Raw genomic sequence first — 16,090 nt, 5'->3', positions numbered from 1 at the left:
TCCCCCACACGCCGCTCTTCCTTTGTTGTGGTGGCCGGATCCGGCCACCACAACGGAACGGCGGGGAGCCGGCCCATACCAGCCCGGCCCCGGGCCGGGCGGTGGTAGCCCAGGGCCGGGCGTGTGTCGGGGTCAGCCGGTGGTCAGGTCGAGGTTCCACTGATCGAGGATGGGGGTGAGCGGCTGGAAGTACATCGGGCCGTCGCCCGGGCAGCCGACGATGCCGCCGGAGGTGACCCCCTGGGCCTGGGCGGCGTGGTCCGGTCCGGAGTACCACGAGCCGCCGGAGTCGCCCGGCTCACCACACACTGGCCTGGGTCATGCCGGTTACCGTGCCCTCGGGGTAGTTCACCGTCTGGTTCTTGGCCTCGATCTGTCCACAGTCCACGCCGGTGGTGCCGCCGGAGCGGCAGATGTCGGCTCCGACCGCGGCTTCCTGACCGCCGGCCACGGTCACGGTGGGGCCCTGCCCGTGCTGGTGGATGAGTGGGGTCGGGTTCCAGGTGCTCTGTACGTAGGCCATGTCGTTACCGGGGAAATCCGATCCGGCGACCGTGCCGTTCGGACTGCTGGTCGGGGTGCCCACGCCGCCGCAGTGGCCGGCGGTGACGAAGCCGCCGTCGACCGCGTGTCCGACGGAGCAGGTGGACCATCCGGTGCTGTAGTACTGGCCTCCGACGATGTCCTGGGCCAGGACTGGACGTTCGTCGGTCTCTTCGATCTGCACCGCGTCCGGATCGATTCAGGCTGTGGCCACGAATTCCTCCGCGGCGTCGGTGGCGCCCTCCAGCACGGTCACGACCACCCGGTCCGAGCGCACGTCGGGACCCCACGAGACCACCTCGGCCGGAACGTCGGCCTTGGTCCGGTCGAGCTCGGCACTGAATTCGTTCAGGGTGGGCTCGCCGTGTGTGACGACCTCGGTGGTGACGCCGTCGGGGAGCTCCGCCGCGGCCTCGGCGTTGGTGACGTTGACGACCAGGTCGCCGGTGCCGGGTTCGACATAGGAACCGCCGAAGTCCGAACCGAGACTGGACTCGACTTCTGCGCCGAGGGTGGCCGCGTCCACCTGGTCGGTGAGGAGTTCCTCGGCCTCGGTCGCCGAGAGGTCCCGCTCCTCCATCGCGAACTGGGTTACTGGTCCGGTATCGGGGGCTGTGCTGTTGGGTTCCGTCTCGGCGGTCGCCGGCGCGGCGCCGAGCAGACCCGCCAGCAGTGCGACCGTGCCGCCCGTGGCGGCTCCGGTGCGGAATAGCATCGTCCTTGCTCCTTCGCTTGTGTGCTGGGACAAGGCATCACTCGCGCACAGCAAGCTGGGTGTGGGTGCGCGAGCCGGGGCCGATCCCGGCCCCGGCCCAGCCGGGCGTAGCGCCGCCCGGAGGGTCGTCTCCGGGTGGACTGGCCGGCTGGGGTCTGGGTGGGGCCCGGGTCGGAGATCCGGACCCCCGGTCCGACGGTGTGCGGCAACGGGGATGGGCGTTCGCCGGGTGCGGGGTCTGACTGTGTTGACCGAGGGGCAGAGGTGGGGGCACAGGGCGGTCCTGGCGCCCCGGGGGATGCGAGGGCGCCAGGACCGGGAGTCCCGGTACCGGTTAGCCGGTGACCAGGGTTAGGTTCCAGTGGTTGAGGATCGGGTTGAGCGGCTGGAAGTAGGTGGTGCCACCCCAGCTACAGTTTCCGGATCCGCCGGAGGTCACTCCCTGGGCCTGGGCGGCGTCGCGGGACGGAGTGATCCAGGAGCCACCGGAGTCACCGGGCTCGGCGCAGACGGTGGTCCGGGTCAGCCCGTTCACGGTGCCCTGCGGATAGTTGACCGTCTCGTTCTTGCCCTGGATGGTGCCGCAGTAGGTGCCGGTGGTGGAGCCGGAGCGGCACACCTGGGCACCGATCGGGGCCTCCTGCGAACCGACCACGGTGGCGTAGCCGCCGTACTGGTACAGGTCCACCAGCGGGGTTGTGGTGGCGTTGGTCTGGACCCAGCCCGCGTCGCTGCCGGGGAAGACCGAGCCGGCTACGGTGCCGGTGGGGCTGGTTGTGGAGGTGCCGACCGAACCACAGTGGCCGGCGGTGGCGAATCCACCTTCGACCGCGTGTCCGATCGAGCAGCGGCTGCTCCCGGGGTAGTAGGCCTGGCCACCGACGACGTCTTGCAGCATGGTCGGACGTTCGTGCGTGACCTCGATCTCCACGACGTCCGGATCGATGCCGGCCGCCTCGGCGAATTCGGACGCGGCATCGGACTGGCCGCGCAGCGTCTCGATGACGACGACGTCGCGTTCGACGTTGGGAGCCCAGCGGGTGATGGAATCCAGGGGAAGATCCCCGTCGTCGGCCTCGGCGGTCGCGTCCAGTTCGGCGACGAAGTCCGCCAGGGCGTCCTCGCCGTAGGTCACCACCTCGGCGTTGACGTCGTCGGGAAGGTCCGCCGCAGCCGCGGCGTCGGTGACGTTGACGGTGAGTTCCGCATCGTCGGTGTCGAACACCGCGCCGCCGAATTCGGAGCCGACCTCGGCACGCAGCTCCTCCTCGACCTCGGCGGCCTCAACCTGTTGGTCCAGGGCTTCGGCGGTGGCCGTGTCGGACAGGTCCGACTCCACGGCTTCCAGGAGGGGTTGGGCTCCGTTGGGGGCATCCGCGTCGGGGGTGTCGGCGGTAGCGCCGGGGGCGGTCAGTACGAGACCACCCACCAGGAGGAATGTGCTACCAGCCGCGGTGAAAATGGGGGATTTTCGCACGGTAGATACTTCCTTGTGAGTTGTCGGACAAGGAGTTGGGTGTCGCCGGAGGGGGCCGGCTCCACCCGGGACCCGGCGGGCTTGTGGCCCGCCCGGCCGATCGAGCACCGGAGAAATGTCGATCAACTAGGAAGCTACGACGAGATCACGAATGGCGGTACCCCGTGCCGTGGATCACACAAAAGTCGAAATGTCCTGATAAGTAAACCAGCGCAGGTCATCCCACCTATCGATATTCGAGTTCAAGGTCCGAATATCGATGTCACTGCCGGTGCGGAGAATGTGAGAATCAGGACTTGCGTTCTCGTGTCAAGTGAACGAACGTTATTCCCTGTGGCCGGATGTGGTCAGCAGGGCGGTGTTCAAAAAGTCCACCTGGAGCAGCAGCAGGTTCTCCGCCGCGACCTCGTCGGCGGGCATGTGCGTCACCCCGGCGAGGGGAAGCACCGTGTGCGTGCGCCCCGCCGCGAGGAGAGCCGAGGAGAGACGTTGGGTGTGGGCGAACACCACATTGTCGTCCACGAGACCGTGAATCAGCATCAGGGGACGCTCCAGCCGATCGGCATCCTCCAGCAGCGAGCTGTGTGCGTACCGCTTCGATTCCTGCTCGGGCATCCCCAGATACCGCTCGGTGTAGTGCGTGTCGTACAGCCGCCAGTCCGTGACGGGTGCCCCAGCGATCGCCGCGTGGAACACCTCGGGCCGGCGCAGCACCGCCAATGCGGCCAGATAGCCCCCGAACGACCAGCCTCGAATCCCCACCCGGTTCAGGTCCAGCTCCGGATGCCGCTCCGCCGCCGCATGCAACGCGGTCACCTGGTCTTCCAGCGGGGGGTCCGCCAGGTTGCCCGCGAGCGCGTGCTCCCAGGACAGGCCACGCCCCGGGCTGCCCCGGCCATCCGCCACTACCACGGCGAAGCCCTGTTCCGCGAACCACTGCGGACTGAGGAAGGCGTGGTAGGCCGCCACCACCCGTTGCGCGTGCGGCCCACCGTAGGGATCCAGCAGCACCGGCAGCGGGCCGGAGCCGGGCTCGTACCAGGACGGCAGCAGCACCGCCGTGCGAATCTCCTCCTGCCCCGAACGCATCAGGGTGATCCGCGGGGGGGCCAGCTCCGGACGCTGCGCGTGGGAGACCACCGTGTGTGTCGGTGTGTGCGCCCGCTCGATCCACGTGTGCACCCGGTCCTCGTGCAAGCTGCGCCGCTGCGCCACGAGGGTTCCACCCCGCAGCCGCCCGCTCTGCATCCCGCCGGGTTCCCCCAGGCGGCGCAGTCCCCGTTGTGGATCGTAGGCCCACAGTTCCACCTCCGTGGGTTCGGTGGAGGCAGTGAACAGCACGGTCTCCCGGGCGGCGGAGGCAAGCGGCAGCCCGTCGGCCACATCCTCGGGGGCGGTCACACCCGCGTCGACCACCGCCCGCACGTACAGATCCGGAGGGGTCACGGCCTGGCCGTCCACATTCAGGGCGTAGGTGTCGGCAAGCGGCGCGATCCACACCAGCGCTCCCGAGCCGGTGCGCGCGGGCACGCCACTGGGGATCTCCACCCACGGCTGTCCGGACTCGCGGCGGAGCACCTCACTGCTGCCGCTGTGCGGGGCCACCGTGAGTAGGCACAGCTGCTGCTGATCGCGGCTCTGGACCACGAGCGTGGGCGGGGCCGTGGCGGACCAGTGCACCGCCACGACGTACGGCAGCGCCGCACGGTCCCACTGCACCCACACCGGCTCCACCGGTCCGGGGTGGCTGCGTGCCTCCGGAACGGCGAGGACCGCCAGGCGGACCTCCGCGTTCGCGGTCCCCGCGGCCGGGTAGGCGATCTGCTGCGGCGTGGACTCGGGGGAGGCGGGGTCAGCCAGGTGCCACCGCTGCACCGGAGCCGTGTCCACCCGTGCGGCCAGCACCGCACGCGAGTCCGGTGACCACCACATGCCGCGCGTGCGCTGCATCTCCTCGGCGGCGATGAACTCCGCCAGCCCCCAGGTGACCGTGTCGGACGTCTCCTCGGGCGTCTCCCCGGCCCCGGTTCCCGGGTGCGCGAGGACCATATCCACACCGGAGTCCAGCTCCAGTACCCGCACCGCACCGTTGTGCACATAGGCCAGCCGGCTACCGTCCGGGCTCAGCACCGGATCCACGGCCGGCGTGGCCACCGGCAGTTCCCGTGGCGTGCCGGTCGCGACACCATCCGCCCGCTCCTGCGGCTCGCCCGAGGCCAGGGACACCACGTACAGGCGCCCCCCAAGCGCGAACACCGCCGTGCGCATCGCGCGGTCCGTGCTGTAGCTGACGATTCCGCCGCCGGTTTCCCGGGCACGCTCCCGCCGCGCCCGCTCCTCGGGGGGAATATCACCCGCATCCTCGGCAAGGGAGCGCGGGTCGACCAGGAGCCGTTCGTGCCACACCTCGGTGTTCTCGGCGCTCATGTCCCCGGCCGTATCTCCCGCAGCGCCCTGCTCCGCTCCGGCCTGAGGGGAGGCGGAGCCCAGTTCGGCCAGCCACAGGGCTCCCTGCGGATCGGTCCCGTGCTGCGAACGCACGAATGCGACCCGACGCCCGTCCGGCGAGATCCGGAACCGGCTGGGAGCCCCCAGCGTGAACCTACGCGTGCGCGCGTACTGCCGCGGAAAACTCATGCGTCGATTGTGACAGGTGATCCGCGGCAGCGGTTCCACCCAGGACGGGACTTTCCGGATTCCGGGCCACCAATCCCGCAGGTCCGCTATGGTCACCCTCATGACTGAGCGCCGCCTGATGCTTGTACACGCCCATCCGGACGACGAGACGATCGTCACCGGCGCCACGATGGCGAAGTACGCCGCGCAGGGTGCGCACGTCACCCTGGTCACCTGCACACTCGGCGAGGAGGGGGAGATCATCCCGCCGGAGCTCGCCCATCTGGCCAGCGATGCCGAGGGTGGGCTGGCGCAGCATCGCCAGGGCGAGCTCGCCCGGGCCTGCCTCGCCCTGGGGGTGCGTGACCATCGCCTGCTGGGCGGTGCCGGCTACTACCGCGACTCCGGAATGATGGGCGCAGCCAGCAACGACCATCCCGACAGCTTCTGGCGCGCCGACGTGGACACCGCGGCCGGACAGCTCGCCGAGATCGTGCGGGAGGTTCGTCCCCACGTTCTGGTGACCTACGACGACAACGGCGGCTACGGGCACCCCGATCACATCCAGGCACACCGGGTCACCCTCCGCGCCTTCGAACTCGCCGCCAGCCGGTCCCTGCCCGGGAGCTCCTGGCAGACCCAGCGCCTCTACACGATCGCCGCCCCCGCCTCCGAACTGACCGCGTCCCTGGAGCGCCTCACCGCGGCACCCGGCCCCTTCACCCCGCCCCAGAAGGTGGAGGATCTCACCCCTGCGACCCCGGACGAGCTGGTGACCACCCGCATCGATGCCCGACCCCACTGGGCCGCGAAAGCGCTGGCGATGCGCGCGCACGCCACCCAGATCAGTGTCGAGGGGGAGCTTTTCGCTCTCTCCAACGGCATCGCCCAGGAGATCAGTGCGGTGGAGTACTTCACCCTGCTGCGCGGGCCCAGCACCCGCCCGGGCCCGGACGGCTACAGCACCGACCTGTTCGACGATGAGCCACAGTGACGCCGGATAGGCTGCCAGTGTGACGCAGGATTCATCGGACACCTCCCGAACCGACACCCCCGACGGCCCTCGCGACGCTCCGGACACCGGGACGGCCCGACCCGGAGCCGCGGTGCCGCTGCACTATCTGACCACGGCGCTGGGCGCGATCGCCGCCGGGCTGCTGCTGGTGACCGGGATCGTCTCCGGGGTCCTGGGCGGCATGTTCCTGGGGTGGGCCGGCTGGTTGTGGGGTGCCGGACCACTGGGGATGGCGCTGGGCGCCCTCGTGGTCGCGGTGACACTGGGGCTGCTGTTTGTCGTGTGCCGGCTCGCGGCCTACGGCACCGCCTCGCGGGTGGGTCCCGGAGCCTTCGCCCTGGGCTGGACCCTGGCGATGTTCGCCCTCACCGGCTACACCGTGGGCGAGTCGATCGTGATCACCGCCAACGCCATCAACTACGCATTCCTGTTCGGCGGCATCTTCGTGGTGCTCGTGGCGACGTTGACCACCCGTCCCGCCCAGCGCCTGCCCGTCATCACCAACTGACCTCAGTTGTTCCAGAACGGGAAAGCCGCCTGGCCCAGCCCCAGCAGGAGCGGATCCACCCCCACGGCTGACGTCAGTGAGAACAGCCCGTTGACCAGCTCCGCATGCACCGGGGGGAACCACACCACCGCGAACACCGCCACCACGGCGAAGACGCCGAGGTTGGCGGCACCTGGCGCCCCGGGCCCACACCGCTGCTGAATCCGCTGCGGCAGCCACGGCGCGAGGACCGCGAAGCCGTCCAGGCCCGGCACCGGAAGCAGTGCGATCACCGCGGCGGTGAACTGGAGTGCCGCAAGGAACACCAGGGAGGACCAGAACCAGGAGTCGGTGGGGTTGGTGCCCAACACCAGCACCACGGGCAGCAGGAACACCCCAGCCAGCACCAGGTTCACCGCCGGCCCCACGGCGGCGATGAGGCTACGGCGCAGCGGGGCCGGCTGCTTCCCCCCGTCGTCCGCCGCCGCGCCGGCCCGCGGAGCCGGACCGGTCATTCCCAGCCCGCCCACGACGAGGATCACCACGGGAAGCACGAATCGGGCGAAGGCCTCCTGGTAGCGCAGCGGGTTCATCGTGATCAGGCCCCCGCCGCGCAGGCCCGGGACCCCGAAGCGGTGCGCCAGCAGGGCATGCGCCCACTCGTGCAGCGCCACCGACACCATCCAGGCACACAGCACCAGCACGAACGGGCCGATGTCCAGCCGGGTCCACGCCATCCAGCCCCCGAGGCACGCCAGACCGAACATCAGCAGGACCAGCGGACTCGGCAACATCGACGCGCGCGGCGGGCCGGCCGCCGTCTCCACCCCGTCGGGGCTGTCGGCCGCGGGCTCGGACTCGGTGATCACGGCCGCGTCGTCGCCCGGGCCGGCCTCGTCATGGCGGTGGCCCCCCTGCCGGAGACGACCCCGGTCCGCGCGGTCCTGGGGCCCGGAGTCCTCCCAGGTCACCACCTCGGCATCCGCGTCCGGGTGCTCCGGATCCTGGGGGTGTGCTGTTTCGGCTGCCTCTTCGGTTTCCGCTGACTCAGCTGCCTCCGCGCGCGGCTGACCTTCGCCGGTGGACATTCTGCTCCCGCCCCTTGTGCACTGTGGATCCACGATCCGTCCCGGACCGTGGCCAGGTTCTGCTGTGTGGTTCCCGGCTGTCTCCCGGCCGGGTCCGCGCCATCTGGCGGCCGTGGCCCACCGGGCCTGCCGCGGGGCACGGGCGCCGACCAGCCCGACAACGAGTGCCCCCAGCACGGTCGACGTGCCCCGCGCGCCCGTGCACCACAGGGCATCGCCCAGCGGCGACGCCTCGGGCCGCACTCGCAAGGCTATGCGCATGCGGGGCGGGGTCGACTCTGGGGTAGCTCAGAGCGAGGCGCGGGGGGTGGTGGCCGAGAGGTGGAACGCTGTCAACGCGAAAGCCCGTCCCACCTTCGTCAGGGTGAGGGTGGGCTGTTCGTGCATCAGCCCGACCCGGGACACGCAGCCCAGGGTCTCCAATAGCCACGCCACCGTGATCAGGACCGAGTCCACCGGGCTCTGGCGCTGCCCGTGCCGTGGGGTGTCCTTCTCCCAGCCAGCGTCGGCGAGGATCGTGCGTGCCTCAGCGGCGATGTCGACCGCGCTTTCGCTGCTGTGACTCCCGGTGGAGCGGGGCGACCACACCAGCAGCAGCCCCAACAGGGTTTCCGTGGCGGCCTGCTCGAAGCCGTCGGTGTTGAGCACACTCTCGGCAACCGCGACCCACAGCGACTCGGTGCTGTCCCGCAGCCGCCGTCCCCGCCGGGTCAGGATCAGCCGACGCCCGGAGCGGCGGACCGCCCGCATGCTGCGCAGCAACTTGTGCAGGGTGATGATCTGGGTCACGTCGGTCTCGCTGCGCGGGGGCGTGGACACGGGGGTCCAGTCGAACTCCGTGCACATTTCGCGGACCACGTTCGGGGAGAGGTAGCCGATCTGGGTCAGGGCGATCCCGTCACTGGCGAACTCCAGCAGCCGCTGCACCGGGCTCAGCGCGGCATGCGCACTGTGCGGCGGGTCCGCCCCGGCGATGATCTGCCCCAGCAGCGGCACCAGGTGCTGGCGGTGCGGATGCCCCGCCGAGGACAACCACGCCCGCACCCGCTCCTCGCGGATCTTGTCCAACCGGCTGCGGCCCTGGTCGTCAGGCTGGGTCAGAAACGCCCGGGCCTGACGTTCCTGGGCGGTACGCCAGCCCGTGGTTCCCGGTTGGACGTCGCCCAGCGCGATCGCCAGCTCCAGGGCGGCCGAGGTGGCGTCATAGGCTTCGATCTCCGCCGACCCCAGGGCGGTTCCCCAGGTCAATTCGCTCAGGTCCGGCGGCTCCACCCCGGAGGCCCGCATGTGCCGCTCGAACGCCGCGTTTCCGGTGTCGGAGCCGCGCTGGTGCGCCGCCAGGATCTCCTGGGTCGCCGCCGAGGTGCAGATCTCCGCGTAGCGGGACAGGCCCAGCAGCTGAAACAGCTCGCCAAGCGAGCGCACCACGAACTCCTGCTCCTCGGCAGAGGACGCGTACCGTGCCGGCAGCACCTGCCAGCAGAACTTCTGCACGGTGCGCTGGTTCAGCCCGGCGAGTCCCTCCCCGGCGGTCAGTGTGGACAGTGCGTGTTCCGCCGTCTGTGCCACTCTGGGGTCGGTGCGGCTCAGCTGTGCCAGCGCGGATGCGACCGTCTCCTGCATGGTGGGGCCAGCTACCTTCCTGCCGAGCGTCGGACGGGAGGATCCCCCACGATCTTACTTGCCACGATGTCGGCTGCTGTGACGTTGGCCACGGAGTCGTCGCGTTTGCGGATCCGCAGGACACCTGCGGACCATTCCTCCAGGACACCGATGGTGTCGGCGAACTTCCCCTCCGGCAGCCGCACGCGTACAGTGACGCGCTGGCCGATGTCGTCGGGAGAAACGTTGTTGCTGTAGTGCACTGCCACCGCGACTTGCCTCCCCCCGGTTAGGCGTAAGGGCGGGACCAGGGCCATACTGGGTGCTGTGGAGCCACTGTCGCGGCTCACCGAGCCCCAGGGAGGCACCGGTCCGTTGTGGCGCTCGGAGCCCGCACGAACAAGTGCGGGTCGAGTACGCCAGAATACGCCACGGCGGGGGAATACGCGGTCCACGCTGCGACGACCGAAGAGGAGTACGAGGTGACCTACGTCATCGCGGAGCCATGCGTCGATGTGCTCGACAAGGGCTGCATCGATGAGTGCCCAGTCGATTGCATCTACGAGGGCAATCGCATGCTCTACATCCACCCCGACGAATGCGTCGACTGCGGCGCCTGCGAGCCGGTATGCCCCGTGGAGGCCATCTACTACGAAGATGACCTGCCGGAGCAGTGGTCGGAGTTCTACAAGGCCAACGTTGAGTTCTTCGACGAGGTCGGCTCCCCGGGCGGCGCGTCCAAGGTCGGCAAAATCGATCGGGACCATCCAATCGTTGCCGCACTTTCGCCGCGCGGCGAGGAGTGACCTCGGGTCGTGACCTGACGGAGCCCTAGCGGCGCCGGTGGTCGCGGCCCACCCGGCGAATACGGGACCGCCGTCCGCCGGCTCGCGAACCGGGCCGGCGGGCGCGGCCTGTCGGCCTGTCCAACCACGCCGGTGGGCCAACCGACGACGTTCGCGGACCACCAGCGACGACCACGAGGACCACACCAAGACAGGAAGCAGGCCCGGATGCCGCAGCGCCGCAGCGTCGTGGATCGGCTCCCCACGTTCCCCTGGGATCGTCTGAACCCCTATCGCAGCCGTGCCGGGGCTCACCCGGACGGCATCGTGGACCTGTCCATTGGCACTCCGGTGGATCCGGTCCCGCCCGCCCTCCAGTCCGCCCTGGCGGCCGCGGCCGACGCGCCCGGCTATCCCGCCACCCACGGTACTCCGGAGCTGCGCGCCACCGTCGCCGAGTGGCTCGACCGCCAGCACGGCGTGCAGGTGGAGCCGTCGGCGGTGCTGCCGACGATCGGTTCCAAGGAGCTCGTGTCCTGGCTGCCGACACTGTTGGGGCTCGGCGCGGGCGACGTCGTGGGCCACCCCGAGCTGGCCTATCCCAGCTACGACATCGGAATCCGCCTGGCCGGGGCCGAACCGCTGCCGGCGGACAGCCTCACCCAGCTGGGGCCGGCCCGGGTGCCCCTGCTGTGGATCAACACACCCGCGAACCCCACCGGCCGGGTCCTGCCGGTGGACCACCTGCGCAAGCTGGTGTCCTGGGCCCGGGAAACCGGCGCGATCCTCGCTTCGGACGAGTGCTACCTCGATCTCGGCTGGGACGGCACGGCCCCCACCTCGATTCTGCATCCCCAGGTGTGCGGGGACTCGCATGCCAACCTGCTGGCGGTGCACTCGCTGTCGAAGCGGTCCAACCTGGCGGGCTACCGCGCCGGCTTCGTCACCGGGGACGCCGAGCTGGTGGCCGAACTGCTGGCGGTGCGCAAACAGGCCGGCATGATCGTGCCCGCGCCGGTCCAGGCCGCCCTGCGGGCCGCACTCGCCGATGAGGACCATGCCCGGCAGCAGCGGGAGCGCTACGCCGAACGGCGGGCGGCACTGCGCACCGCACTGGTCGAGGCCGGTTGGCAGGTCACCCACTCCGAGGCGGGCCTGTACCTGTGGGTGTCCCACCCCGAACGGGACGCCTGGGCGTCGGTGAAGCTGCTGGCCGACCACGGCATCCTGGTCGCACCCGGCGATTTTTACGGCCCCGCGGGCGCCAACCACGTACGGGTGGCATTCACCGCCACCGACGAGCGGATTCGTGCCGCGGTGCAGCGCCTGGCCACACTGCGCTAGTGGTGGCCGCCGGCGTCGCGTTCTGGGAGCGAGGCTGCCTGGGGCGGACATGCACTGGGTGGCACGAAGGACATCCGGGCCACAGTTACACGGCCCGCCGGGGGATTGAGGTGGCGGTGCGTACGCGCCCGTAGGCGCCGTGGTGGCCGCTGGCGGCGTCGCGCCGTGGTGGTCCCTGGTGGTGCCCTGTTCCCGGGGCGCTTCCCCGCACAACGGCCAGCGGGCTTGTTGGGTGGTGCGGGGGTGTTTCGGTGCGGGGAGGTAGTTGTCCGTGTGGGCGGGGTGACACCCTCCGTGTTGGGTGGCATTACCCACCCGGCCCGTTGGGCCGTGGTGCGGGGGTTTGCCTGGCGAGGCTGAAGTGCCTCCACAGCGCCCGCACGCCCTGTTGGCCGTCGTGCGGGGGAGCGCCCCCAGGGCGCCACGCCGCCGGCGGCCGAAACGGCGCCGGCGAGTGCGTGATTACGGGCACCAGGTGCTACCAGCCCGCGCACCGCCGGGACGGCTCAGTCCAAAAGCAGCTCCCCCTCGGGCAGCGGATCCTCGCGTTCGGTCCAACCGGCATGCGCGTCATCGGCTCGCCACCGCATCTCGCCGTAGGACACCCGTTCCAGTTCGTACACCTGCGCGTGGCTGACCGCCCACAGTGCCATCGCCCAGCCCAGATCCCCGGTCTGGGGCTCGTCAGCGTCAGCGCGGATCTCGGGCACCGCGTCTGGGGCCACCCCGAACACCCGCTCCAGCTCCGCCGCGGCCGCCTCGGGTCCAGGAACGACCTCGGCCTGACCGACCGGCTCACTGTCCCGGTCGAACCAGCAGGACACTGCCGGACCCTCGGCCCCCGTGAACGCCTCGGCCATCACGGCCGAACGGTCCTCATGCTGGTCATAGGCGAAGCCGTCCGCGCTGCGCTGCACCTCCTGAGCGGCCTCGTACACCGGCAGGTCCAGATAGTCCTCGACCTCGGCCAGCTCGGTGTAGAAGGCGTCGCTGGCATACACCGGATCCACAAGATCCTCGGGCTCTCCCCAGTCCATCGAGGGGCGCTGTTGGAACAGCCCCAGCGAGTCGCGGTCCCCGAATTCGATGTTGTAGAAGGTGGACTCCTGCCACACGGTCGCGTAGGCGATCACCACGGCCTCCCGCGGCAGGTCGTGCTCGAAGGCAACCCCGCCTACGGTCGCCGCGTTCGCCGCCTGTTCCACGTCCAGTTCCACACTGCCGCGTGGGGTTTGTGCCACGCAGCCCGCGGTCGGTGGTGCGGGCTCCAGTTCCAGCTGGCCGAGGCTGGTCCACACGTAGGACACGGCCGCCACGAGGACCGCGCCGGCCAGGCCCACCAGCAGGGCGATCGCACCGAGGGCGACCCAGGGTCGCCCGGCGCCGCTGCGCTGTCCACGTCGGTTACCGGACACATGTCGCAGGGTACTCTCTTGCGGCGAAACCGTCCCTAGTCCGCGTGATCCGGGGCCTTTCGGGCGCGCGGCTGGTGGCGTGACCACGCGGGGTGCGCACCCACGCGGTCTAGCCCGCAGCCGCGGTTCGAGTACCCACCCGCGGAGCCACTAAGCTGCATGCCCATGACCACGACGTTCACCAGTCCACTGCCGCCCGCCATTGACGAGCTGTGGGAGCGGCGCCAGGAGATCACCCCGTCCGACACCGACGCGCGGGCGACCATCGTTCAAGCCGTCGACGACCTGGACTCCGGAAAGGCCCGGGTCGCCTTCGTGGACACCGAGGCCCCCGGCCAGCCGGTGGTTGTTGACGAGCGCGCCAAGCGTTCCATCCTGCTGAGCTTCCGCGTGCTGGAGATGCAGGAGTCCAGCATGGGCGACGCCTACACCCACGACCGGATCCCGCTGAAGCGCCGCTTCGACGGGGTGCGGGTGGTGCCCGGAGCCATTGCCCGTTGGGGCTCCTACCTCGCCCCCGGCGTGGTGTTGATGCCCTCCTTCACCAATTTCGGTGCCTATGTCGGCTCCGGAACCATGATCGACACGTGGGCCACGGTCGGTTCCTGTGCCCAGGTCGGCGAGAACGTGCACGTCTCCGGCGGTGCCGGGATCGGTGGGGTTCTGGAGCCGCCGCAGGCGTCCCCGGTTGTCGTCGAGGATGACGCCTTTCTCGGCTCGCGCAGCATGGTCGTGGAGGGTGCCCGGGTGCGCCGCGGCGCCAAGCTGGGCGCCGGCACCATCCTCACCTCGTCCACCCGCGTGTTCGACGCCGAGACCGGCGAGGAGCTGCCGCAGGGTGAGGCCCCGGCCTGGTCGGTGTGTGTCACCGCGAATCGGGTGAAGAGCTTCCCCGGTGGCGACTTCGGAATGCCGTGCCTGCTGGTGCTCAAGCGGATCGAGGAGGGTGCCGAGCACGACAAGCTGGCACTCAACGACATGCTCCGCGAGCACGGTGTCAACGCCTGACGGGAGCCACATGCTGGATCTCACCACCGATGTTGGCGCGCTCACCGCCCACATCGTGGACACGGAGTCGGTCAGCGGCAGCGAGCGGGCGCTGGCCGATGCCATCGAGCAGGCGTTGCGGCGCTGCGACCACCTGACCGTGGATCGCGACGGGGACGCGGTGGTGGCCCGCACCGATCTGGGCCGGGAGCGCAGGGTGGTGCTGGCCGGGCACATCGATACGGTTCCGGTGGCCAACAACCTGCCCTCCCGGGTGGAGGGGGACACCCTCTACGGCTGCGGCACCTCCGACATGAAGGCCGGGGTGGCCGTGCAGCTGCGCCTGGCCGCGCTCCTCACCGAGCCCATCCATGACCTCACATTCGTGTTTTACGACTGTGAGGAGATCGACGCCGAGAGCAACGGGCTGCTGCGGCTCGCGCGCACCCGGAGGGACTGGCTGGCCGGGGACTTCGCGGTACTCCTGGAGCCCACCGGCGGGGTGATCGAGGGCGGCTGCCAGGGCACGATGCGGGTCACGGTGACCGCGCGCGGCGCCCGTGCCCACAGTGCCCGCAGTTGGATGGGCCAGAACGCCATCCACGGGGCCGGCGCGATTCTGGACGTGCTCAACGCCTATGAGCCCCGCCAGCCCGAGGTCGAGGGGCTGCGGTTCCAGGAGGGGCTCAACGCGGTGTGGGTCTCCGGCGGTGTCGCTGGCAATGTGATCCCGGACGAGTGCGTGGTCACAGTCAACTACCGGTTCGCGCCGGATCGCAGTCTCGCCGAGGCGGAGGAGCACCTACGGGAGGTGTTCACCGGGTTCGACGTCGCGGTGACCGACGCGGCACCGCCGGCACGGCCCGGGTTGACCCATCCGGCGGCGGAGGCGTTCGTCGCGGCTATCGGGGAGCAGCCGCGGGCGAAGCTCGGCTGGACCGATGTGGCCCGCATGTCCGAGATCGGGGTGCCGGCCGTGAATTACGGGCCGGGTGAGCCCACCCTGGCCCACACCCAGCATGAGCACGTGTCGCTGGCGGCCGTCGCCGAGGCGGAGCGCCGCATGCTGGCCTGGCTCGGCTGAACAGCAGCGGGGGGCCGGTTTCACGGCACTGGCCAGGAGGTGCACACCGACGTGATCGCCGCCTTCGGCCGCCTGTAGTTCCATCTCCACCAGGCGGGGGAGGGCGGAGCGGTCCGCATGGACCATCGTCTCCACCGTCGAGGCCGACAGCACGGTTCGGGGGAGTGCCCATTCGAGCTCGAGGCCGGCCTCCTCCAACACCTCCGTCAACTGCTCCACTGTGAAACAGCGTGTGATGGTGCCATCGGGCCAGGGGACCAACAACACGTCGGCGTCCGGGGCGTGGCTCAGTTCCGGCCAGCAGTCCTGTTCTGCCAGGAGCGCCATACCGAGGACCACGGAGTCGACGCACACCAGGGTGCGTCCACCGGGGCGCAGTACCCGGGCGATCTCTGCCAACAGGGCCTCGGTCACCAGGTGTTGGGACAGGATCCGATTGTCTGCGACGACACCGTCGAAGGAGCCATCGACCAGTGCCGGCAGGAAGGTCTCGTCGCAGCGGATGGAGGCCGTGCGTCCGGAGGGAGCGTCGGGGGCGACGGGGGTTTGCCCGTTGACCAGCCGGAGCTCGGGACGTTCCGCCCCGGGGGCGACTCCGCTACTGCCCAGCAGCCGCACCACATCGTGGCCGGCCGCAATGGCCCGGGGGGTGCCACGGAAGTCCGGTCCGGAGAGGTCCAGGATGCGTCCGGGGGTGGTGGGTAGCCAGCGGGTCAGTTGGACTCCGGCAACAGTCCAGTAGAACTGCCAGTACGCCGATAGCGAGTCCATGGCGGAAAAGTGGGCGGCCGGAGAGCGCTGTTCGGGCAGCTCCACGTCTGAGCCGTCCAGGGATCTGACCGCATCTGTCCTGGGCTGGGCGGACGAACGCACGCTCACTCCTCTCCCCACACCTCTCCAACAGGGTTTTACCCGCACTATCCCATGCTTCA

General features: G+C 70.2%; 15 protein-coding genes and 1 pseudogene. 6 read left to right on the top strand and 10 right to left on the bottom strand.

Annotated elements, in window-relative coordinates:
* Nucleotides 1–132 precede the first annotated feature (132 nt).
* The 5 genes from RIF23_RS17470 to RIF23_RS17450 all read right to left on the bottom strand — a co-directional run bounded on the left by RIF23_RS17470 (nt 133) and on the right by RIF23_RS17450 (nt 5,372).
* Nucleotides 133–309, bottom strand: a complete 177-nt coding sequence (locus RIF23_RS17470) for a chymotrypsin family serine protease (RefSeq protein WP_310913633.1) — start codon at nt 307–309, stop codon at nt 133–135.
* A complete protein-coding gene (locus tag RIF23_RS17465) occupies nt 299–727 on the bottom strand; it encodes a S1 family peptidase (protein ID WP_310913632.1) in 429 nt (142 codons plus the stop codon). The genes RIF23_RS17470 and RIF23_RS17465 overlap by 11 nt, the downstream gene beginning before the upstream one ends.
* A gap of 15 nt (nt 728–742) precedes the next feature.
* Complete coding sequence (locus tag RIF23_RS17460) at nt 743–1,258, bottom strand: S1 family peptidase (RefSeq protein WP_310913631.1); 516 nt, start codon at nt 1,256–1,258, stop codon at nt 743–745.
* A 334-nt stretch (nt 1,259–1,592) separates the two neighbouring features.
* Nucleotides 1,593–2,735 (bottom strand): S1 family peptidase, encoded by a 1,143-nt coding sequence (locus tag RIF23_RS17455; RefSeq protein WP_310913630.1) that lies wholly within the window; start codon nt 2,733–2,735, stop codon nt 1,593–1,595.
* A gap of 324 nt (nt 2,736–3,059) precedes the next feature.
* A complete protein-coding gene (locus tag RIF23_RS17450) occupies nt 3,060–5,372 on the bottom strand; it encodes a S9 family peptidase (RefSeq protein ID WP_310913629.1) in 2,313 nt (770 codons plus the stop codon).
* Nucleotides 5,373–5,472: 100 nt separating this feature from the next.
* Here RIF23_RS17450 and mshB point away from each other — a divergent pair, with 100 nt between their 5' ends.
* On the top strand, nt 5,473–6,345 hold the full coding sequence (mshB, locus tag RIF23_RS17445) for an N-acetyl-1-D-myo-inositol-2-amino-2-deoxy-alpha-D-glucopyranoside deacetylase (RefSeq protein WP_310913627.1): 873 nt from the start codon (nt 5,473–5,475) through the stop codon (nt 6,343–6,345).
* Between the two features lie 19 nt (nt 6,346–6,364).
* Complete coding sequence (locus RIF23_RS17440) at nt 6,365–6,874, top strand: hypothetical protein (RefSeq protein ID WP_310913625.1); 510 nt, start codon at nt 6,365–6,367, stop codon at nt 6,872–6,874.
* A gap of 2 nt (nt 6,875–6,876) precedes the next feature.
* Here RIF23_RS17440 and RIF23_RS17435 read toward each other — a convergent pair whose 3' ends face one another.
* From RIF23_RS17435 to RIF23_RS17425, 3 genes are all read right to left on the bottom strand, one after another.
* Complete coding sequence (locus tag RIF23_RS17435; protein ID WP_310913624.1) at nt 6,877–7,941, bottom strand: site-2 protease family protein; 1,065 nt, start codon at nt 7,939–7,941, stop codon at nt 6,877–6,879.
* 288 nt (nt 7,942–8,229) lie between these two features.
* A complete protein-coding gene (locus RIF23_RS17430) occupies nt 8,230–9,564 on the bottom strand; it encodes a hypothetical protein (protein ID WP_310913623.1) in 1,335 nt (444 codons plus the stop codon).
* Nucleotides 9,565–9,575: 11 nt separating this feature from the next.
* Nucleotides 9,576–9,812, bottom strand: coding sequence for a putative acetyltransferase (locus RIF23_RS17425; RefSeq protein ID WP_310913622.1), 237 nt, complete (start codon nt 9,810–9,812; stop codon nt 9,576–9,578).
* A gap of 213 nt (nt 9,813–10,025) precedes the next feature.
* On the opposite strand from RIF23_RS17425, the gene fdxA reads away from it, so the two are divergent.
* Together fdxA and dapC are read left to right on the top strand one after the other, a co-directional pair.
* Nucleotides 10,026–10,349, top strand: coding sequence for a ferredoxin (fdxA, locus tag RIF23_RS17420; protein WP_310913621.1), 324 nt, complete (start codon nt 10,026–10,028; stop codon nt 10,347–10,349).
* A 207-nt stretch (nt 10,350–10,556) separates the two neighbouring features.
* Nucleotides 10,557–11,672 carry a succinyldiaminopimelate transaminase gene (gene dapC / locus RIF23_RS17415; RefSeq protein ID WP_310913620.1) on the top strand — a complete coding sequence of 372 codons (1,116 nt, stop codon included), beginning with the start codon at nt 10,557–10,559 and terminating at the stop codon, nt 11,670–11,672.
* 506 nt (nt 11,673–12,178) lie between these two features.
* Here dapC and RIF23_RS17410 read toward each other — a convergent pair.
* On the bottom strand, nt 12,179–13,024 hold the full coding sequence (locus tag RIF23_RS17410) for a hypothetical protein (RefSeq protein ID WP_407659503.1): 846 nt from the start codon (nt 13,022–13,024) through the stop codon (nt 12,179–12,181).
* A 228-nt stretch (nt 13,025–13,252) separates the two neighbouring features.
* On the opposite strand from RIF23_RS17410, the gene RIF23_RS17405 reads away from it, so the two are divergent.
* Nucleotides 13,253–14,095 carry a 2,3,4,5-tetrahydropyridine-2,6-dicarboxylate N-succinyltransferase gene (locus RIF23_RS17405; RefSeq protein WP_310913619.1) on the top strand — a complete coding sequence of 281 codons (843 nt, stop codon included), beginning with the start codon at nt 13,253–13,255 and terminating at the stop codon, nt 14,093–14,095.
* Nucleotides 14,096–14,105: 10 nt separating this feature from the next.
* The gene (gene dapE, locus RIF23_RS17400; protein ID WP_310913618.1) at nt 14,106–15,158 is read left to right on the top strand and encodes a succinyl-diaminopimelate desuccinylase; all 1,053 of its coding nucleotides are present in this window, start codon (nt 14,106–14,108) and stop codon (nt 15,156–15,158) included.
* 15 nt (nt 15,159–15,173) lie between these two features.
* On the opposite strand, the pseudogene RIF23_RS17395 reads toward dapE, so the two are convergent.
* Nucleotides 15,174–16,037 (bottom strand): annotated as a pseudogene (locus tag RIF23_RS17395) (methyltransferase domain-containing protein); the annotation flags it as partial.
* Between the last annotated feature and the right edge of the window lie 53 nt (nt 16,038–16,090).

Origin of the sequence: Lipingzhangella rawalii, assembly GCF_031628175.1 — a bacterium.
GTDB classification, from domain to species: Bacteria; Actinomycetota; Actinomycetes; order Streptosporangiales; family Streptosporangiaceae; genus Lipingzhangella_A; species Lipingzhangella_A rawalii.
This window is presented reverse-complemented; position numbering and strand designations above follow the sequence as displayed.

Coding starts and splice junctions, on each gene's coding strand:
- dapE (WP_310913618.1), top strand. CDS start 14,106: ATGCTGGATCTCACCACCGATGTTGGCGCGCTCACCGCCCACATCGTG.
- RIF23_RS17435 (WP_310913624.1), bottom strand. CDS start 7,941: ATGTCCACCGGCGAAGGTCAGCCGCGCGCGGAGGCAGCTGAGTCAGCG.
- RIF23_RS17450 (WP_310913629.1), bottom strand. CDS start 5,372: ATGAGTTTTCCGCGGCAGTACGCGCGCACGCGTAGGTTCACGCTGGGG.
- dapC (WP_310913620.1), top strand. CDS start 10,557: ATGCCGCAGCGCCGCAGCGTCGTGGATCGGCTCCCCACGTTCCCCTGG.
- RIF23_RS17430 (WP_310913623.1), bottom strand. CDS start 9,564: ATGCAGGAGACGGTCGCATCCGCGCTGGCACAGCTGAGCCGCACCGAC.
- RIF23_RS17405 (WP_310913619.1), top strand. CDS start 13,253: ATGACCACGACGTTCACCAGTCCACTGCCGCCCGCCATTGACGAGCTG.
- mshB (WP_310913627.1), top strand. CDS start 5,473: ATGACTGAGCGCCGCCTGATGCTTGTACACGCCCATCCGGACGACGAG.
- RIF23_RS17460 (WP_310913631.1), bottom strand. CDS start 1,258: ATGCTATTCCGCACCGGAGCCGCCACGGGCGGCACGGTCGCACTGCTG.